The organism is Micromonospora sp. FIMYZ51 (assembly GCF_038246755.1).
Lineage (GTDB): Bacteria > Actinomycetota > Actinomycetes > Mycobacteriales > Micromonosporaceae > Micromonospora.
On the sequence record NZ_CP134706.1, the window covers coordinates 2,857,611 to 2,876,475 of the forward strand.

General features: G+C 68.2%; 14 protein-coding genes and 1 pseudogene. 10 read left to right on the top strand and 5 right to left on the bottom strand.

Annotated elements, in window-relative coordinates; all coding sequences use genetic code 11:
* Positions 1–7 precede the first annotated feature (7 nt).
* The 5 genes from QQG74_RS13630 to QQG74_RS13650 all read left to right on the top strand — a co-directional run bounded on the left by QQG74_RS13630 (position 8) and on the right by QQG74_RS13650 (position 6,601).
* Positions 8–772: a hypothetical protein gene (locus QQG74_RS13630; RefSeq protein WP_341720646.1), complete on the top strand. Its 765-nt coding sequence runs from the start codon at positions 8–10 to the stop codon at positions 770–772.
* 20 nt (positions 773–792) lie between these two features.
* A complete protein-coding gene (locus QQG74_RS13635) occupies positions 793–1,575 on the top strand; it encodes an SDR family oxidoreductase (RefSeq protein ID WP_341720647.1) in 783 nt (260 codons plus the stop codon).
* A gap of 44 nt (positions 1,576–1,619) precedes the next feature.
* Positions 1,620–2,807 (top strand): MFS transporter, encoded by a 1,188-nt coding sequence (locus QQG74_RS13640; protein WP_341720648.1) that lies wholly within the window; start codon positions 1,620–1,622, stop codon positions 2,805–2,807.
* An 87-nt stretch (positions 2,808–2,894) separates the two neighbouring features.
* Entirely contained in the window at positions 2,895–3,743 is an 849-nt protein-coding gene (locus QQG74_RS13645; RefSeq protein ID WP_341720649.1) for a fumarylacetoacetate hydrolase family protein, read from the top strand.
* 47 nt (positions 3,744–3,790) lie between these two features.
* The gene (locus QQG74_RS13650) at positions 3,791–6,601 is read left to right on the top strand and encodes an FAD-linked oxidase C-terminal domain-containing protein (RefSeq protein WP_341720650.1); all 2,811 of its coding nucleotides are present in this window, start codon (positions 3,791–3,793) and stop codon (positions 6,599–6,601) included.
* A gap of 46 nt (positions 6,602–6,647) precedes the next feature.
* On the opposite strand, the gene QQG74_RS13655 is transcribed toward QQG74_RS13650, so the two are convergent.
* The 4 genes from QQG74_RS13655 to QQG74_RS13670 are packed head-to-tail and all read right to left on the bottom strand — an operon-like array spanning position 6,648 to position 11,037.
* On the bottom strand, positions 6,648–7,517 hold the full coding sequence (locus tag QQG74_RS13655) for a 3-hydroxybutyryl-CoA dehydrogenase (protein WP_341720651.1): 870 nt from the start codon (positions 7,515–7,517) through the stop codon (positions 6,648–6,650).
* On the bottom strand, positions 7,517–8,536 hold the full coding sequence (locus tag QQG74_RS13660; protein ID WP_341720652.1) for a ketoacyl-ACP synthase III: 1,020 nt from the start codon (positions 8,534–8,536) through the stop codon (positions 7,517–7,519). The genes QQG74_RS13655 and QQG74_RS13660 overlap by 1 nt, the downstream gene beginning before the upstream one ends.
* A 1-nt stretch (position 8,537) precedes the next feature.
* Complete coding sequence (gene ccrA / locus QQG74_RS13665; protein WP_341720653.1) at positions 8,538–9,884, bottom strand: crotonyl-CoA carboxylase/reductase; 1,347 nt, start codon at positions 9,882–9,884, stop codon at positions 8,538–8,540.
* A gap of 19 nt (positions 9,885–9,903) precedes the next feature.
* Positions 9,904–11,037, bottom strand: a complete 1,134-nt coding sequence (locus QQG74_RS13670) for a cytochrome P450 (protein WP_341720654.1) — start codon at positions 11,035–11,037, stop codon at positions 9,904–9,906.
* A 466-nt stretch (positions 11,038–11,503) separates the two neighbouring features.
* Between QQG74_RS13670 and QQG74_RS13675 the strand changes: the two genes are divergently transcribed.
* A complete protein-coding gene (locus tag QQG74_RS13675) occupies positions 11,504–11,815 on the top strand; it encodes a hypothetical protein (RefSeq protein ID WP_341720655.1) in 312 nt (103 codons plus the stop codon).
* A gap of 337 nt (positions 11,816–12,152) precedes the next feature.
* Here the strand turns inward: QQG74_RS13675 and QQG74_RS13680 are convergent, their stop codons facing one another.
* Positions 12,153–12,911, bottom strand: a complete 759-nt coding sequence (locus tag QQG74_RS13680) for an alpha/beta fold hydrolase (protein WP_341720656.1) — start codon at positions 12,909–12,911, stop codon at positions 12,153–12,155.
* Between the two features lie 380 nt (positions 12,912–13,291).
* On the opposite strand from QQG74_RS13680, the gene QQG74_RS13685 reads away from it, so the two are divergent.
* The 4 genes and pseudogenes from QQG74_RS13685 to QQG74_RS13700 all read left to right on the top strand — a co-directional run bounded on the left by QQG74_RS13685 (position 13,292) and on the right by QQG74_RS13700 (position 18,862).
* On the top strand, positions 13,292–13,783 hold the full coding sequence (locus tag QQG74_RS13685) for a hypothetical protein (protein ID WP_341720657.1): 492 nt from the start codon (positions 13,292–13,294) through the stop codon (positions 13,781–13,783).
* Positions 13,784–13,885: 102 nt separating this feature from the next.
* Positions 13,886–15,640 carry a beta-ketoacyl synthase N-terminal-like domain-containing protein gene (locus QQG74_RS13690; protein WP_341720658.1) on the top strand — a complete coding sequence of 585 codons (1,755 nt, stop codon included), beginning with the start codon at positions 13,886–13,888 and terminating at the stop codon, positions 15,638–15,640.
* A gap of 49 nt (positions 15,641–15,689) precedes the next feature.
* Positions 15,690–16,801: pseudogene (locus QQG74_RS13695) on the top strand (acyltransferase domain-containing protein); the annotation flags it as partial.
* Positions 16,802–16,951: 150 nt separating this feature from the next.
* A complete protein-coding gene (locus QQG74_RS13700) occupies positions 16,952–18,862 on the top strand; it encodes a type I polyketide synthase (protein WP_341721230.1) in 1,911 nt (636 codons plus the stop codon).
* The last annotated feature ends 3 nt before the right edge of the window (positions 18,863–18,865 follow it).

Here is an 18,865-nt window from a genome sequence, read left to right on the forward strand (position 1 = left end):
AAGAGCCGTGCCCGACTCGGCCGTACGTCACAGCAGTGGAACCTACCGCTACCTGCCCGCCATCGACCCCTATTCCTCGGGAGTGGCCGCCGAGCCCGGCTACGAGATCGTCGGGTGGCGCTTCGACACCCCCACACCCGTCGCTGATGCCTTCGTCCGGCTCGACCAGGAACTGGCGGCGGAGAACCTGCCAGCGGGCGCGCTGGCCGGGCTCGCCCTGCGGTCACCGGAGGCGTTCAGTTTCAACGGGTTCAACGAGTTCAACGTGCTCTACCGGCGGCTGCTCACCGAACGGCAGCTGCTGGAGGACGACGTCAACCCGCTCGCGCGGACAAACGTGGTGCCAGTGGCGGATGGTCCGGCCGAACCGGTCGTGCTCGCGGCGTACATCGTCCGCAAGAGCTCGGACGGCGGTGGCCGCGACTACGTCGTTGCCGGCAGCGGTGAGGTCGACGGACCGCTCGACCCCGAGTGCATCGTGGCGCGCGGCGACCTGAGCGCCGAGGGCCTGGCGCGCAAGGTGGCCTATGTCGTCGGTGAGATGCGGTCCAGGCTGGCCGCCCTCGGGCACCAGCCGGCAACGCCCAGCCTCGTGAACGTCTACACCGCGCACGAGATCCCGGGCCTGGCCAGGCAGTTGTCGGAGGGGCTGCCGGCGGTCCACCAGGCCGGCTATGTGCATTGGCTGACCCGGCCGCCGCTGGTCGAGGTCGAATTCGAGATGGACCTCAACCGGCTCAGTGGGTGGCGTGTGCTGTCCGCAGGTGCGTGACGGAGAGGAGCGGCAAACACATGGGTAACCGACTTGCGGGCAAGACCGCAATGGTCATCGGCGGCAGCTCCGGGATCGGCCGGGCCGTCGCCCAGGGCTTCGCGCAGCAGGGGGCCACGGTCGCCGTGGCCGACCTGCACGAGGAGCCGAGGGAGGGCGGCAGCCCCACGGCGGCGCTCATCGCGGAGCAGGGTGGTGCCGCATCGTTCGTTGCCTGCGACCTGATGGACGAGGACCGCACCGCCCGCGCCTTCGCGCAGGCCCTGGAGTTCCTGGGAAGTCTCGACATCATGTTTGTCTCCGCCGGGACCGTCGAGCCCTGCGGCGACACGAGGACGGTGTCGCTGGAGCACTTCGACCGGCATATGCGGCTCAATGTCCGGGGCACCTTCCTCGCCGTGCAGCATGCGCTGCGCGCGATGGTTCCCCAGCGCAACGGCAGCATCATCACCGTGGCGTCGAACTTCGGTCAGGTCGGCGTGGCCGAGATGGCGACGTACTGCGCGAGCAAGGCGGCGGTGATCGGGATGGTGCGGTCGGTGGCCGTCGAGGTCGGCAAACACAACGTCCGGGTCAACGCGCTGTGTCCGGGCGCGACCAAGACGCAGATCAACGTCGGGTACCGCGCCGACGATGCCACGCAGCGACTTTGGCAGCAGGAGACCCCGCTGCGCATGGCTGACGGCGAGTACGTCGCGGAGACCACCGACATGGCAGCCGCCGCGACGTACATGGCCAGCGACGAGTCCCGGTTCATGACGGGTAGCTGCCTGACGGTCGACGGGGGCTGGATCGCGCATTGAGTGCGCAGCCGTCTCCTGGCACATCGCTCCGGACCGGCGGGGGCGTGCGGCAACAGCTGTCCGCACCCGCCGCCCGGGCGATGGCTGCCTCCGCCGTGGCCACCGCGTTGGTCACGATGCCGGTCTTCCTCTTCGCCTCCCTCTCCGTGCCGATCCGAGCCGAGCTCGGCTTCGACGAGGTGCTGCACGGCGCGGCCGTGTCGTCGTTCTTCGGCGTTTCGGCCGCCGCCTCACCCAGCGGGGGATGGTTGGCGGATCGGCTCGGAGCCGGCGCGGCGGTGGCGACCGGTACCACGCTCACGGTGCTCGCCACGGCCGTGTTGGCCCTCGCGGCGGTGCGGCCATGGCATCTCGTGGTGCTGCTCGCCGCCGCCGGAGTGGCCAACGCGATCGCTCAGCCCGGCGCAAACGCGCTGCTGGCCCAGGCCGTTGCCACCCAACGACAGGGACTCGCGTTCGGCGTGAATCAGGTGTCCGCGCCGCTCGCCGCGCTCCTGGCTGGCGTGGCGATACCGACGGTGGCCGTCACCGTCGGGTGGCGCTGGGCGTTCACCGCACCGTTGGTGCTGGGGGTGGCGCTGCTGGCGATCTGGCCGCACCGTGGCGTACCGCCAGCCCGCACCGTCGCCACGGGGCTGAGCCTGCGGACCGCCCTCCGGCAGCGTGACCTGCTGCTGCTCACCGCGGCATCGGCCCTGGCCTCCGGCGGGGTCAATGCAATGATCGCGTTCTTCGTGACGGCCGCGGTCGACACCGGCCTGGCTCCGTCGGCCGCCGGATGGATCTTCGTAGTCGGCAGCGCCGCCGGCATCGCGACGCGCGTCGTCTACGGCTGGCGAGCGGATCGGCTGCCGAACCGAAACTACCTGCGCCGGGTATCGATGCTCATGATCGTCGGTGCGGTGGGGATAGCGGCCCTCGTCCCCGGGCAGCAGCTTCTGCTACCGGCCGCCGCCGTCGTCGCGTTCGGCGCCGGATGGGGTTGGAATGGCCTGTTCAACTACTCGGTGGTCAGCCGCTACCGGTCCAGCCCGGCAATCGCCCTCGGGGTGGCGACAAGTGGCGTCTTCATCGGCGGTGCGCTCGGCTCGTTGACCTTCGGCGCTCTGGCCGGACATTACGGCTTCGCGCTCGCCTGGGGGGTGGCCGCCGCCTGTCTGGTCACCGCCGGCCTGTTGATCCGGGTCGTCGCTCCGCCGCACGCCGACCCTGCCGGTGAACGCGCCGGATGACCAGGCAGGCAGCCGGCCGAGCAGGTCGGGTTCTCCGAATCCCGGCAACCACAACCGATGTCCAGTCCCGTTGGAAGGAAGAATGCCATGAAGATCATTCGTGTGGGCGAGCCCGGTCTGGAGCGTCCGGTCGTCGTCGACGACGCGGGCACCAGCTTCGACCTGACCACGCTCACCGCCGACATCGACGGCGCGTTCCTGGCCGCCGACGGCATCGCCACGATCCGACGCGCGCTGGCGGAGGGGCGGTTGCCCACCGTCGACGTCAGCGGCCTGAGGCAGGGCGCGCCGGTGGTTCGCCCACACGCCGTGTGGTGCATCGGAATGAACTACGCGGCGCACGCCGCCGAGTCGGGCGCCGAACCACCCACCGTCCCGGTGCTGTTCTTCAAGACCCCGAACACAGTCGTCGGACCGTACGACGACGTCCTGATCCCGCGCGGTGCCGAGAAGACCGACTGGGAGGTCGAGCTTGCCGTCGTGATCGGACGGCGGGCGCGCTACCTCGACTCGCCGGCCGACGCCGCCCGGCACATCGCCGGCTACACGATCTCCAACGACGTCTCCGAGCGGGCCTTCCAGCTGGAGAGTTCCGGCGGCCAGTGGTCGAAGGGCAAGTGCGCGGAGACCTTCAACCCGCTCGGTCCGGCGCTGGTGCCCGCCGACGAGTTGGACGCCGGAAACCTGCGGCTGTGGTCGCGGGTCAACGGCGAACCGCGGCAGGACTCCAGCACTGCCGACTTGATCTTTTCGGTCGACTATCTCGTCTGGCACCTGTCCCAGGTGGCGGTCCTGGAACCGGGCGACATCATCAACACCGGCACGCCGCAGGGTGTGGCGCTGTCCAAGCGCTTCCCGTACCTGCGTCCGGGTGATGTGGTGGAGCTGGGCATCGACGGCATCGGCAGCCAGCGCCAACGACTCCGGCCGGCCTGACCCGTCCCGAGCTTCCCGGACTTCCCCTGCCACCGAGGAGAATGGGCATGACCCTCGCCGAACCGACCCTGGCGGCACTGCGCGCACTCGGCGGTGACGTCCGCACCCGCGCGGTCGACCTGGCAGCGCTCGCCCACGATGCTTCGCACTACCTGCTGCGCCCCCAGGCGGTGGTGACCGCCCGGGACACCACCCACGTCGCCGATCTGCTGCGGGTGGCGGCCGGGCACGCGCTGTCGGTGGCGTTCCGTTCCGCCGGCACGAGCCTGTCCGGCCAGGCCGGAACCGACGGGCTTCTGGTGGACACGCGACGCCACTTTCGCCGGATCGAGGTGTTGGCCGACGGGGCCCGGGTACGCGCTCAGCCCGGTGCCACCGTACGGGCGGTGAACGCGCACCTGGCACCGCACGGGACCCGGATCGGTCCGGATCCGGCGAGCGAGGCGGCGTGCACGATCGGCGGTGTGGTCGCCAACAACTCCTCGGGCATGGCCTGCGGCACCCAGTTCAACGCGTACCGCACCGTCGCGGCGATGACGTTCGTCCTCCCGTCGGGCACCACCGTGGACACCGCAGCGGGCGATGCGGACGAGCAGCTGCGGGCGGGTGAGCCGGCACTGTATGCCGGGTTGGCCGCGTTGCGCGAGCGGGTCCGTGCTGATCCGACCTCGGTCGCCCGCATCCGCCAGCAGTTCGCCATGAAGAACACCATGGGGTACGCGCTCAACGCGTTCCTCGACTTCGACCGGCCGGTGGATATCCTCAGCCACCTGCTCATCGGTTCGGAGGGCACGCTCGGCTTCGTCGGCGAGGTGACCTTCCAGACCGTGCCGGTCCGCCCGTACGCGGCGACAGCTCTGCTGGTCTTCGACTCGATCGATCGGGCCACGGACGCGCTGCCCGCCCTGCTCGCGGCCGGAGCACACACCATCGAACTGCTCGACGCCGCCTCGCTCCGGGTGGTCCAGCACGACCGGCACGCCGGCCCGGAGCTGGCCGGACTGGCGGTGGCGAACCACACCGCGTTGCTTGTCGAACTCCAGGCGATGACCGCCGCCGAGCTCGACCACGAGCTGAGCCTGGCCCTGCCCACGCTCGACGCCCTGCCCCTGGCCACCGCTGCCACCTTCACCACCGACCCGCGCGCCCGCGCCGCCCTGTGGCAGCTGCGCAAGGGCCTCTACACCGCGGTCGCCGGTGCCCGGCCGGTCGGGACCACCGCACTGTTGGAGGACATCGTCGTCCCGCTCGACGTGCTCACCGCCGTGACGCGGCGGCTGACCGGGCTGTTCGCCACCCACGGGTACGACGGCGCGGTCATCTTCGGTCATGCCAAGGACGGCAACCTGCACTTCATGATCAATCCGCGCTTCGACGACCCCGACGAGGTGCGGCGCTACGACGCCTTCACGGAGGATCTGGTTGACCTCGTGCTCGGTGCTGGCGGGTCGTTGAAGGCCGAGCACGGGACGGGCCGGATCATGGCTCCGTACGTACGGCGTCAGTTCGGTGACGAGTTGTACGCGGTGATGCGCGAGGTCAAACGGCTCTGCGATCCGGCAGGCGTGCTGAACCCGGGCGTGGTGCTCTCCGACGATCCACGCATCCACCTCGCCCACCTGAAGACCACCCCGCCGGTGGATCCACTGCTCGACACGTGCGTCGAGTGTGGCTACTGCGAGCCGGTCTGCCCCTCCCGGGACGTCACCACCACCCCACGGCAGCGCATCGTGCTGCTGCGGGAGATAGCCCAGGCAGAGACCGAAGGCGACACCGCCCGCGCCCAGGAACTGCGGCACGACTTCGGGTACGAGGCCGTGGACACCTGCGCCGCCGACTCGATGTGTCTGGTTGCCTGCCCCGTCGCCATCGACACCGGTGCCGCCATGAAGGGCCTACGGGCCCGCCGCCTCGGCCCGGCCGCACAGCGCGGTGGCGCCGCCGTGGCCCGGCACTGGGCCGGCGCCGTGAGCGGCCTGAGGGGCGCGCTGCGCACCGCCGGTGCGCTACCGGACGGGCTGCTGTCGGTGGGGACCCGCACCGCGCGCCGGGTGCTGCCGACCGAATGGACCCCACACCTCGACGGTGACCTGCCCGGCCCCGGCCCCCGACGTTCCGCACCGGCCCGTCCGGCCGACGCGGTGGCCGTCTTCTTTCCGGCGTGTGTCGACTCGATCTTCGGCCCGGCCGACGGCGACGGCGTTTCCGCCGCCTTTTCGGCACTGTGCGAGCGGGCCGGGGTGCCGGTGGCCGTGCCCGCAGGCATCGCGGGCCTGTGCTGCGGGACGCCGTGGCGATCCAAGGGCCTCACCCGGGGATACGAGGAGATGGCAAGCCGTACGCTCACCGCGCTCTGGGACGCATCGGCTGGTGGCCGCCGGCCGGTGGTCTGCGCAGCCGCCTCCTGCGCGCACGGGCTGCACGAGATCGGCGACGCGCTCGACGGCGACGACCTGACCCGCTTCCGAGCACTGACCGTGCTCGACGCGGTCAGCTTCGTCCGCGCGCAGGTGCTGCCCCAGCTGACCGTGCGGCGACGGCTCGGCGCGGTGGTGGTGCACCCGACCTGTGCCAGCGAGCACCTCGACTCAACGGCCGACCTCCGTGCCGTGGCCGCCGCGTGTGCCGAGCAGGTCGTCGTCCCGAAGACCTGGGGCTGCTGCGGCTTCGCGGGGGACCGGGGGCTGCTGCATCCCGAACTTGCCGCCGGGGCCACCGCCGCGCAGGCGGCCGAGATCGCCGAGCGGCGGTACGACGCGTACGTCTCCAACAACCGCACCTGCGAGTTGGGCATGAGCCGGGCGACCGGCCGGACGTACCGGCACGTCCTTGAATTGCTTGAGGACGTGACCAGGTGAAGTCGCGCCGCGGCACGGAGCAGCGGCTCATCGGAAAGTGCGTCGGCTAGGGGCGCTTGTCGTAACTGTAGAAGCCGCGACCGCTCTTCTTGCCGAGAAAGCCGCTGTCGACCATGCGGGCCAGCAGCGGCGGCACGGCGTAACTGTGCTCCTTGGTCTCGATGTAGAGCGCGTCGGCGACCGCAGCGACGGTGTCCAGGCCGATCAGGTCGACAAGCGCCAGCGGACCCATCGGGTGGGCGCAACCGCGCGTCATCGCGGTGTCGATGTCGGCCGCGGTGGCGACACCGGACTCCAGCATCCGCACGGCGGAGAGCAGATACGGGATCAGCAACGCGTTCACCACGAAACCCGGCCGGTCCGGCGAGCGGATGACCTGTTTGCCGAGCGTACCGCCGACGAAAGCCTCCGCCGCGAGATACGCCTTCTCGTCGGTGCGTAACGACCCGATCAGCTCGACCAGTGGAAGCACCTGCACCGGGTTGAAGAAGTGGATACCTATCACCCGGTCGGCACGCGCAGTGGCCCGGCCGAGCCTGGCGATGGGTATGGAGGAGGTGTTGGAGGCAAGGATGGCCTCCGGGCTTTCCACCACCTTGTCCAGGGCGGCGAAGACGTCGAGCTTCTTCTGCTCGTTCTCGGGCACACTCTCGAGCACGAACTGACGGTCGGCCAGGTCCCCGAGGTCCGTGGTGAACCGGAGCCGGGTGAGCGCGAGGTCTCGCGCCTGCGCCGACAGCTTGCCCTTCTCCACCTGCCGGGCAAGGGAGCCGAAGAGGCGCCGCTGGCTGCGGGCGACCGAGTCCGCTGTGGGCGCGGCGACGACGACGTCCAGGCCGTTGACGATGCAGAGCTCGGCGAAGCCGGCGCCCATCGTGCCGCCGCCCACCACGCCGATGCGGGTGAAGTCGCTCATCACGCACCGTCCCCGACGGTCCCGGCCCAGCGGAGCAGGCAGGTGCCCACCGACATGCCGCCGCCGAATCCGGCCAGGAGCACCAGGTCACCGTCGCGGATCGCGCCCGAGCGGTTGGCGCTGTCGAGCGCCACCGGCACCGACGCGCTGCCGATGTTGCCGTACCACTCCAGCGTGCGATGGGTCTGGGCACCGGCGAGGCGGCACCGCTCGACCAGTTCCTGGAGCAGCACACCGTTCGCCTGGTGCGGAACGAAATGGCCCACCTCGCTGAGTTCGGTGCCGTTGCGCGCCAGCAACGCCGCCAACATCGGTGGCACGTGTTCCATGACGAAATCACGTACGTCGCGGCCGTTCATCTTGAAGAAGTGGCCACCGTTCGCGACCGTGTCGTACGAGGTCGGCTGCCGGCTGCCGCCGGCCTCCACCCGGATCAGCCCGGCGGCGTCGCCACGGCTGGCGAGGTCGATGTCGATGATCCCGCGGCCGGTGGGCACCGCGCCCAGCACCGCAGCGCCGGCGCCGTCGCCGAGCAGCACGGCGGTGGTGCGATCGTCGAAGTCGAGGATCCGTGAGTAGACGTCCGCGCCGATGACCAGCGCACGCGTGCCCGGGCGCAAGGCCATGAGGCCCTGCGCCAACGCCATGGCGTAGACGAAACCGGCGCAGACGACGTTCACGTCGAAGCAGGCCGCGCGGAACGCGCCCAGTTTCGCCTGCACCAGGCAGGCCGTCGGCGGCTGTGGGGAGTCGCCCGTCGAGGTGGAGACGATGATGTAGTCGATTTCTCCGGGTTGCAGATCGGCCGCCGCGAGCGCCTGCACGGCAGCGTGGCAGGCGAGATCCGAGGTCGCCTCCTCCGGGGCGGCATACCTGCGGCCACGGATCAAGGTCTTCCGCTCGATCCATTCGACCGTCGCGTTCGCCACACGTTCGGCGATCTCGTCGTTGGTGATCTCCGCCTTGGGCAGGTACGAACCCGTACCCAGGATTCCGATCGCCGCCTGTCCTGTCGTCATGTCAGCCCACCGGCACGCTCTCGAAGGACCGGAGCGGATTCAGCCGCTCCGCACCGATTTTTGCTCTCAGCTCGTGGTCGGTGACCCCGAGCCCTGGCGCAGGGGCCAGGCACAACATGCCGACCTTGCCGACGTGCTGGTTGGTCTGCACGAGGCGCGCGGCCTCACCGACCTCCGCGAGCGGATAGAGCGTCGACAGCGTCGGCATGATCTGTCCCAGGCCGAACAGTCGGTTGCACTCCCACTGCTCCTGGAGATTCGCCACGTGGCTGCCGATGACGCGTTTCAGCTTCATCCACAGGTAGCGATTGTCGAACTGATGGTGGTAGCCGGTGCTGGAGCCGCAGGTGACCACGGTGCCGCCGCGGCGTACCACGAAGACGGACACGCCGAAGGTGGCCCGTCCGACATGCTCGAACACGACGTGCGGGTCCTCACCGGTCTCCCGGCGTACGATCGCGCCGAGCCGCTTGCCGACCTCGATGACCTGGTCAGGGCCGATGTCGTGACCGTCGAGGCCGATCTCCTCGCGGTTGATCACCACGTCACAGCCCAGCTTGCGGAGCATCCGCTGCTTGCTCTCGGAGCCGACAACCCCGACCGGGATACCGCCGCCGTTCTTGACGAACTGGACGGCGTACGCACCGAGCCCGCCGGTCGCGCCCCAGACGAGAACGACGTCGCCCTGCTTGATCCGGGCACCCCGGTCGCTTACCAGCATCCGGTACGCAGTGCCTGCGCACAGGGTGTTCGCGGCGGCCTCCTCCCAGGTGAGGTGAGCCGGCTTCGGGATCAGCTGGCTGGCCCGGACCACGGCATAGTCGGCCAGCCCGCCGAAGTTCGTCTCGAACCCCCACGCCAGCTGCGACTCACCGAGCATCCCGTCGGCATGCGTGGCCGCTTCCTGATCGTCGACATAGGCCGGGCTCACCACCACGTGGTCACCGACGCGCCATCGCCGTACCCCGTGCCCGATCCGCACCACCACGCCCGCGCCGTCCGAGCCCACCACGTGCTGGGGGAGGTCATGCCGAGCCGCCCAGCCACCCTGCTTGGCGTACCGCTTGAGGAACCGGAACGTCGGAATGGGTTCGAACATCGCCGACCACACCGTGTTGTAGTTGATGGAACTGGCCATCATGGCCACCAGTACCTCGTCCGGCGCCAGCTCCGGCATCGGGACCGCCCCCACGTGCAGCGACTTGCGTACGTCCTTGTCCGCCGTGCCGCGGAACATGTCGACATCCTGGGCGCGGATGTGGGCACCCAAATACGTGGACGGGAGAGGCGTGCGCTCGAGTTCCTCGGGTGAGGCCCCGGAACGAACCGCGTCAGACAGCGAACTCATGGACACGCACACTCCCCGGTTACCAGGTGACGAAAATTTGGTGGATCTCCGGCAGCGGGCCCGGTTGCGGCGGACCCAGCTCGGCCGCGGGTACCGTGAGCCGTAGGCCGGGCAGCCGCCGGAACAGCGTCGAGTAGGCCACCTCCAGCTCCACCCGGGCGAGGTTGGCACCCAGACACTGGTGGATGCCGTGACCGAAGGCCAGGTGGTGCCGAGCCGAGCGGTGCAGATCGAGGGTGTCCGGATCCGGATACATGTCTTCGTCGCGGTTGGCCGCCGCGTTGGGCACGATGACGCCATCGCCCCGACGGATCAGGGTGCCACCGATCTCGACATCTTCGACGGCGACGCGGACGAGCAGGTCCAGCACGCTGAAGTAGCGCAACAACTCCTCCACCGCCCCGGACAGCCGCTCCGGCTCGGTCTTGATGATCTCGAGTTGGTCGGGTCGCTCCAGCAGTGCGGCAACGCCGATGTTGAGCATCGCCACCGTCGGGCCCTGCCCTGCCGCGAAGATGACGAAGGCCAGGTTCGCCAACTCGTCGCGGGTGATCTCGCCCGAGGCGACATGCCTGGCGATCATCCGGCTGAGTACGTTGTCCGCCGGCTCATGCTCCAGTTCGTCGATCACCTGCAAGAAGTACTTGTGCGTCGCCTGCATGTGGCTGGCGAGGTTCGCCTGCGCGAACGCGATGGGCGTCTCCCTCGGCCCGGGCGGCACGAAGTTCGTGGCGACGAACTCCTGCATGGCGCTGCTGGAGAAGCCGAGGAGGCGGCAGATGACCCGGTCGACGAGCGGCCCGGAGAAGGCCGCGACCATGTCCACCGGCTGCTGTCTGGTGAGCATGTCGTCGATCAACTCGTCCGCGATCCGTTGGATCTCCGGACGCAGCGCGTTCATCCGCCGCATGGTGAACTCGCCGATCACCGCCTTGCGTAACCGGGTGTGCAGCGGCGGGTCCATGGTGGCCAGGGTCGGCAGCGCCCGCGCCGCCTCCAGAAGCTCGGTGTAGAGCGGAAAGCCCGGTCGGGTCATGTCCGAGCTGAACCGGGTGTCCGAGAGCACCGCGACGGCCTGGTCGTGCCGGGTGATGACCCACACCTTGTCGCCGTTGTAGAGGCTCCGGCGTGCCGGGGCCCCGGTCGATCTCATGCTCGCGTACTCGGCGGGCGGCTGGAAAGGACACTTGCGCGGCCCGGGAAAGTGAGCTTCCTCCATGGTCACCATTTCGGTCACGGATACGGTTCCTTTCCGCAAGGCAGCCCAGATCGTTCCGGCCCGGATCATTGGCGGCCCGGATCCACGATGCGGCGACTGTTCGCGGTCGCCTATCCACGCCCTGCACTCAACCGAATGCGAGAATGAAGCTACCGATGCATCGCCCCCTGTCGCTACCCCTTAGCGCACCTAATTGTCAGGTCACAGGGGTGCCCGGTGCGGTGGCCGGCGACATACGGTGCAGCTCGCCACGCGGTCGCCGCAGCGGCACAGCCGAGGTTAGGGGTTGGCGAAGTCCCGACTGATCAGTACGGTTACGCCGTAGCAACAATGCCGAATTGTGCGATTCAAAAACGGCGATGTCAATCAAGACAAAGGTGAGGTGAGGGAGCCTATGAGTGTGGACGGCACGTGGCAGCTGGCGATCGACAGTCCGATAGGGCAACAGCCTGCCGTCGTCGAACTCAAGACCGACAACGGCGCGGTCACGGGGAGCATGAAGAACTCGCTGACCGGTGTGGTTACCGACATCAACGAGGGCACCGTGGTCGGCAACAAGATTGATTTTGCGGTTTCGGTAACCCAACCGTTCCCGCTGTCGATGAAGGTCTCGGCCACGTATGAGGGCAACTCCATGAGCGGCGAAGCGACGCTTCAGCCCTACGGCACATTCAAGCTCACCGGGGAACGCTCTGACGGACCCGACGCCTGAGCGGGGACCTCGCTTTTCCCGCTAGCTTGATCTTTAACCTGGGGTCGGCTTGTATCGACCCTGGCTGATCATGGCCGCAGCCCTTGGTTGATCATTCTTCTTGTCTAGGGAAGAAGATCAGGGCCAAGGGCTGCGGGATGATCAGTGTGCATGACACCGGGCGCTACCGGCGGCGAAGGCGGCACGCCGCAAGCGGGTTCAGGGCCGGTTCGTGCTCGGGCCGATGGTGCGGAGCGAACTCTCCTGCGACCCCAGCTTCGGCTCAGAAACTCTCCTGCGACCTCCAGCTTCGGCTCACCAGCGCAACCGCCGACGAATCGCAGCTGCTGAGCCCGGTTCAGCGGGCCATCGCGGTCGTGAGCACCCTCGAGATGGCGTCGATCGTGGCCGGGAGCTGGGACTCCAGGTAGAAGTGGCCGCCCGGGAAGATCTCCAGATCGAATGTGCTCGTGGTGTGCTCGCGCCAGGCTCGGGCCTCGTCGAGGCTGGTGCGCGGGTCGGCGTCGCCCACGAAGGCGGTGATCGGGCACGCCACCGAGGCGTTCGGTGCACACCGATACGTCTCGATCGCTCGGTAGTCGCCGCGGATCGCCGGCAGGATCATTTGCAGCAGCTCCTCGTCGCGGAGCAGCATCGAATCCGTGCCGCCGAGCCTGCGCATCTCCGCAACCAGCGCGCGGTCGTCCTGTTGGTGCACCCTGTCGTTCTTGTGCACCGACGGGGCGCGGCGACCGGAGACCAGCAGATGCTTGGCCGTCCGGCCGGCGTCGTCGAGGCGGCGCGCCAGCTCGAAGCCGACGGTGGCACCCATGCTGTGGCCGAAGAGGAAGATCGGCGCGTCGGGCAGCGGCTGGAGCGCCTCGAAGAGACGGTCGGCCAGCTCGCCGATGGAGTCGATGCCCGGCTCCGCCCGGCGGTCCTGGCGGCCGGGGTACTGCACGGCGAGCACGTCGACCGTCGAGGAAAGCTCCTTCGCGGCCGGGAAGAAGTAGCTCGCCGATCCGCCCGCATGCGGCAGGCAGAGCAGGACGGGCGCATCGACGGGCGCCGGGTGGTAACGCCGGATCCACAGACTGCCGTCGTCGTGACGGGTCATGCACCTCTCCAATCGGGTGTCGCTGAAACAGTTATCGAGAGTAGTGCGGCGGAGTTGGCGACGTAATATGTTGCGATCTGTATTTTCACCTTCTGGCGGATCGTGCGGTGGCCGGCCGTTCCTGGTTGGCGGTCCGTTGGCGGTCCCGGATTTGTGGCGCGACATTTCCGGCCGGTGGTCGCAGTAACCGTGGAAGTTACACTAGCTCTCCGCCGGCAACGCGGTCCACCCCTAACCCGACCTCCCCTACCTGGAACGCAGTCCGGCAAGGGCCCCTAACCCTATTGTCGCCACCTTGCCGGGCCTGGACCGCGCTCGTAGATTACAACCCAGGGCTGGACGATCTCGTGTGCCGCCAACTATTACAGTGGAGTTCGTATATGGCCAGTGAGGAATTGATCCGACCCGCCGAGGACGTCCTACCGCGGCCGGATGCGCCGGAGCGAATGCGGGATCTGGATTTCATGCTAGGTGAGTTTCGCGTCGAGTACACCAACCTCACGACGAATCCGCCGACGACCGGCACTGCGGAGTGGAGTGCTCAGGCGACGCACCGCGGCCACTTCGTCGAGATGTTGCAGAATCTGCCGGCGCACGACATCACCAGCCATTGGACCTTCGGCTTCAACCAGCGGGACAACCAGTTCTTCAGCCTGTACCGGGACGACTGGGGAAACTACGCCCAGGTCACCTCCCCAGGTTGGGAGGACGGGCACCTGCGCTTCACGGGCGAATGCTTCGGGTTCGGGATGTACATCGTCACGCAGGAAGACTTCGAGATCGTTGACGAGAACCATTACGTCAAGCGCAGCTTCGTGCGTAATGGTGAGGCGTGGCTCCCGGGCGACGTCATCAATTGTTACCGCATCTGACTCCTGTAGCGCCCACGCCGGTCACGCCATCCCTTCCCGGAGCAAGTGATCGAATGTTGCGGATGGTCCACGACCGCATTCCTCGGGAACAGAGGGAACGACATGCCGGGTGAGCTGGAACAACCTCTTGGTGCCGGGGCGCGGACCACCGACGAGATCGCGATCGTCGGTATTTCGTGCCGTTTGCCGGGCGCGGCCGGCCCGCGCGAGTTCACCGAACTCCTGCGTACGGGGACGGATGCGATCAGAGAGATCCCTGCCGACCGGCTGAGTGATCTCGGCGTGGGTGCCTCGCCCTCGCTCTCGGGCGGCTTCATCGACGGCGTGGACCAGTTCGACCCCGCATTCTTCGGCATCTCGCCGCGCGAGGCCGCCGAAATGGATCCCCAGCAGCGGCTCGCGCTCGAACTCGGCTGGGAGGCGTTCGAGGACGCCCGGATCGTGCCCGGTGGCCGCGCGGGCGTCTTCGTCGGCGCCATGGCCGATGACTACGCCGCGCTCGCGCACGCCCGAGGCGCCCTCGGCATCACGCCGCACACAGTCACCGGTCTGCACCGCGGCATGATCGCCAACCGAATCTCGTACGCCCTGCGGCTACGTGGCCCCAGCCTGACGGTCGACTGTGGCCAGTCCTCGTCGCTGGTCGCCGTCCACCTGGCCGCGGAGAGCATGCGGCGCGGCGAGTGTCGACTCGCACTCGCCGGCGGCGTCAACCTCAACCTCTCGCCCGACACCTTCCTCGCGCTCACCAAGTTCGGCGCGCTCTCGCCGGAGGGGCGCTGCTACACCTTTGACGCGCGGGCCGACGGATACGTCCGGGGCGAGGGCGGCGCGATCGTACTCCTGAAGTTCCTCGCCGACGCGATCGCCGACGGCAGCCGTATCTACTGCGTGCTCAAGGGCAGCGCGGTGAACAACGACGGCGGAGGGCCGGGCCTGACCGCACCCGACCGGGACGCGCAAGCGGAGGTGCTCCGCCTGGCCTACCGGAACGCCGGGATCGACCCTGCCCGCGTCGGTTACGTGGAGTTGCACGGCACCGGAACCGTGATCGGGGACCGGACCGAGGCGGCTGCGCTCGGCCAGGTGCTCGGTGCCGCCCGGTCCGCGGATGATCCGTTGGCCGTCGGATCCGTGAAGACGAACATCGGGCACCTTGAGGGCGCCGCCGGCATCGCCGGCCTCGTCAAGGCGGCGCTCTGCGTCCGCAACCGCGAGCTGGTGCCGAGTCTGAACTTCGAGGCGCCGAGCCCGGGTGTGCCGCTTGCGGAACTCAACCTCCGGATGCAACGGGAGTACCGCCGCATCGAGGCCGACGGCCGCCCGTTCGTTGCCGGTGTCAGTTCGTTCGGCATGGGCGGCACGAACTGCCATGTCGTGTTGGCCGAAGCTCCGGAGATCCCCACCACCAGCCACGATGCGGTGGAACTGCCGGTGGTGCCGTGGGTGGTGTCGGGTCATTCGGTGGGGGGTTTGCGGGGTCAGGCGGGTCGGTTGGTGGGGTTTGTGGGTTCGGGGTTGGGTGGTGTGTCGGTGGGGGATGTGGGTTTGTCGTTGGTGTCGTCGCGTGCGGGGTTGTCGCATCGGGCGGTGGTGGTGGGTGATTCGGTTGAGGCTTTGCGTGCGGGTTTGGTGGGTGTGGCGGGAGGTGTGGGTGGTGTGGGTGTGGTGGAGGGTGTGGTGGGTGGGGTGGGGCGTACGGCTTTTGTGTTTCCGGGTCAGGGTGGTCAGTGGGTGGGGATGGGGCGGGAGTTGTGGGAGTCGTGTGGGGTGTTTGGGGAGTGGATGGGGTGTGTGAGCGGGCGTTGGCGCCGTTTGTGGGGTGGTCGTTGCGGGAGGTGGTGTTTTCGGGGATGAGGAGTTGTGGTCGCGGGTGGATGTGGTGCAGCCGGTGTCGTGGGCGGTGATGGTGTCGTTGGCGGGGGTGTGGCGGTCGTTGGGTGTGGTGCCGGATGTGGTGGTGGGGCATTCGCAGGGGAGATTGCGGCGGCGGTGGTGGCGGGTGGGTTGTCGGTGGGTGAGGGTGCGCGGGTGGTGGCGTTGCGGTCGCGGGTGATTGGTGAGGTGTTGTCGGGTGGTGGGGGGATGGTGTGGGTGGGTGTGGGGGTGGGTGTGGTGGAGGGGTTGTTGGTGGAGGGGTTGTGGGTGGCGGCGGTGAATGGTCCGTCGTCGGTGGTGGTGTCGGGTGGGGTGGGGTTGTTGGAGGGTTTTGTGGTGCGGTGTGAGGGGTTGGGGGTGCGGGTGCGGTGGGTGCCGGTGGATTATGCGTCGCATTCGGGTGGGGTGGGTGTGGTGGAGGGTGAGGTGTTGCGGGTGTTGGAGGGGTTGTCGCCGGTGTCGGGTGGTGGGGTGGTGTTTGTGTCGTCGGTGGTGGGTCAGGTGGTGGATATGGGGGTGTTGGATGGTGGTTATTGGTTTGCGAATTTGCGGGAGCGGGTGCGTTTTCAGGAGGCGGTGGAGGTGGCGTTGGGGTTGGGGTGTGGGGTGTTTGTGGAGGTGGGTGGGCATCCGGTGTTGGGGGTGGGGGTGTCGGAGACGGCGGAGGTGTTGGGGGTTGATGTGGTGGTGTTGGGGTCGTTGCGGCGGGGTGAGGGTGGGTGGGGTCGGTTTGTGCGGTCGGTGGCGGAGGGGTGGGTTCGTGGTGTGGAGGTGGATTGGTCGGGGGTGTTTCCTGGGGCGCGGTTGGTGGATTTACCCACCTACGCCTTCCAACGCAGACGGTGCTGGTTGGCGCCCGTTGACGGTGCCTGCACGTCCGACTCAATTCCCGAGCTTCCCGCGTCGCCCTCGGTTCCGGTGGCGGACGACGAATCCTCCTTCGTGGATGACACCGATCGACCGGCCTTCGGGTATGGCAGCGACGGGCATCACTCGGTGCTCACGATGCTCCGCGCCGAATCGGCCACCGTCCTCGGTTACGAAAGCGTGGACGACGTACGGGCGGACCAGACGTTCAAAGAACTCGGGTTCGACTCGGCGCTGTTGCTCGACCTCCGCAACCGGCTGAACGTCGTCACCGGGTTGCGGCTGCCGACGGCCTTCCTCTTCGACCATCCGACACCCGCGACCGCCGCCGGCCGGGTGGAAAGGCTGCTTCGGGGCGAGTCGGACGAGGACGCCGCCGAGGGGCCGGACACCGGCGCCGACGACCCGGTGGTGATCGTCGGCATGGCCTGCCGTTTCCCGGGCGGCGTGCGCTCGCCGGAGGACCTGTGGCGGCTCGTCGAGGAGGAGCGCGAGGGCATCGGCGAACTCCCGGCAGATCGCGGCTGGGATCTCACCCGGCTGAGCGCCGCGCCCCAGAAGGGCGCGTTCCTGTATGACGCGGGTGAGTTCGATGCGGAGTTTTTTGGGATCAGTCCGCGTGAGGCGTTGGGGATGGATCCGCAGCAGCGTTTGTTGTTGGAGACGTCGTGGGAGGCGTTCGAGCGGGCCGGCATCGATCCGTCCACTTTGCGCGGCAGCCGTACCGGGGTGTTCATCGGCGCGATGGCCCAGGACTACGGAACGCCGCTGCATGAGTCGTCGGATGAGGTTCAGGGTTATTTGTTGACTGGGAAGTCGTCGAGTGTGGCGTCGGGTCGGGTTGCGTATGTGTTGGGTTTGGAGGGTCCGGCGGTGACGGTGGATACGGCGTGTTCGTCGTCGTTGGTGGCGTTGCATTTGGCGGTGGGGTCGGTTCGTGGTGGTGAGTGTTCGTTGGCGGTGGCTGGTGGGGTGACGGTGATGGCGTCGCCGGGGATTTTTATGGAGTTTTCGCGGCAGGGTGGGTTGGCGGCTGATGGTCGGTGTAAGTCGTTTGCGGGGGCGGCTGATGGGACTGGTTGGGGTGAGGGTGTTGGTGTGGTGGTGGTGGAGCGGTTGTCGGAGGCGGTTCGTCGTGGGCATCGGGTGTTGGCGGTGGTGCGGGGGTCGGCGGTTAATCAGGATGGTGCGTCGAATGGTTTGACGGCGCCGAGTGGTCGTTCTCAGCAGCGGGTGATTCGGCAGGCGTTGGCGGTTGCTGGGTTGGGTTCTGCTGATGTTGATGTGGTGGAGGCGCATGGTACGGGGACGCGGTTGGGGGATCCGATTGAGGCGGAGGCGTTGTTGGCGACGTATGGGCAGGGTCGGGGTGGGGTGCCGTTGTGGTTGGGGTCGTTGAAGTCGAATATTGGTCATTCGCAGGCGGCGGCGGGTGTTGCTGGTGTGATCAAGATGGTGATGGCGATGTGGGCGGGGGTGTTGCCGCGGACGTTGCATGTGGATGAGCCGACGCCGGTGGTGGATTGGTCGTCGGGGGATGTTCGGTTGTTGACCGAGGCGCGGCAGTGGTCGGTGGATGGTCGTCCACGTCGGGCGGGGGTGTCGTCGTTCGGTATCAGTGGGACGAACGCGCATGTGATTGTGGAGCAGCCGCCGGTTGTTGAGTCGGTTGCCGAGTCCCCCGCGCCGGTTCCTGGGCTGGTTTCCGGGTCCGGGTCGGAGTTTGTGGTGCCGTGGGTGGTGTCGGGTCATTCGGTGGGCGGGTTGGCTGGTCAGGCTGAGCGGTTGGCGGGTTTGGGTGAGGTGGATGCGGTGAGTGTGGGTCGGGCTTTGGTGTCGTCGCGTGCGGCGTTGTCGCATCGGGCGGTGGTGGTGGGTGATTCGGTTGAGGCTTTGCGTGCGGGTTTGGTTGATGTGGCGGGTGGTGGGGTGGGGTCGGGGTTTGTTTCTGGTGTGGTGGGTGGGGTGGGGCGTACGGCTTTTGTGTTTCCGGGTCAGGGTGGTCAGTGGGTGGGGATGGGGCGGGAGTTGTGGGAGTCGTGTGGGGTGTTTGGGGAGTGGATGGGGGTGTGTGAGCGGGCGTTGGCGCCGTTTGTGGGGTGGTCGTTGCGGGAGGTGGTGTTTTCGGGGGATGAGGAGTTGTGGTCGCGGGTGGATGTGGTGCAGCCGGTGTCGTGGGCGGTGATGGTGTCGTTGGCGGGGGTGTGGCGGTCGTTGGGTGTGGTGCCGGATGTGGTGGTGGGGCATTCGCAGGGGAGATTGCGGCGGCGGTGGTGGCGGGTGGGTTGTCGGTGGGTGAGGGTGCGCGGGTGGTGGCGTTGCGGTCGCGGGTGATTG

Bases quoted from the DNA above. Each gene is read 5' to 3' on its own strand.
- QQG74_RS13680 (WP_341720656.1), bottom strand. From the start codon at position 12,911: ATGACCCGTCACGACGACGGCAGTCTGTGGATCCGGCGTTACCACCCG.
- QQG74_RS13660 (WP_341720652.1), bottom strand. From the start codon at position 8,536: ATGACGACAGGACAGGCGGCGATCGGAATCCTGGGTACGGGTTCGTAC.
- QQG74_RS13700 (WP_341721230.1), top strand. From the start codon at position 16,952: ATGGCCTGCCGTTTCCCGGGCGGCGTGCGCTCGCCGGAGGACCTGTGG.
- QQG74_RS13670 (WP_341720654.1), bottom strand. From the start codon at position 11,037: ATGAGATCGACCGGGGCCCCGGCACGCCGGAGCCTCTACAACGGCGAC.
- QQG74_RS13655 (WP_341720651.1), bottom strand. From the start codon at position 7,517: ATGAGCGACTTCACCCGCATCGGCGTGGTGGGCGGCGGCACGATGGGC.
- QQG74_RS13690 (WP_341720658.1), top strand. From the start codon at position 13,886: ATGCCGGGTGAGCTGGAACAACCTCTTGGTGCCGGGGCGCGGACCACC.
- QQG74_RS13635 (WP_341720647.1), top strand. From the start codon at position 793: ATGGGTAACCGACTTGCGGGCAAGACCGCAATGGTCATCGGCGGCAGC.
- QQG74_RS13685 (WP_341720657.1), top strand. From the start codon at position 13,292: ATGGCCAGTGAGGAATTGATCCGACCCGCCGAGGACGTCCTACCGCGG.
- QQG74_RS13645 (WP_341720649.1), top strand. From the start codon at position 2,895: ATGAAGATCATTCGTGTGGGCGAGCCCGGTCTGGAGCGTCCGGTCGTC.
- QQG74_RS13650 (WP_341720650.1), top strand. From the start codon at position 3,791: ATGACCCTCGCCGAACCGACCCTGGCGGCACTGCGCGCACTCGGCGGT.
- ccrA (WP_341720653.1), bottom strand. From the start codon at position 9,884: ATGAGTTCGCTGTCTGACGCGGTTCGTTCCGGGGCCTCACCCGAGGAA.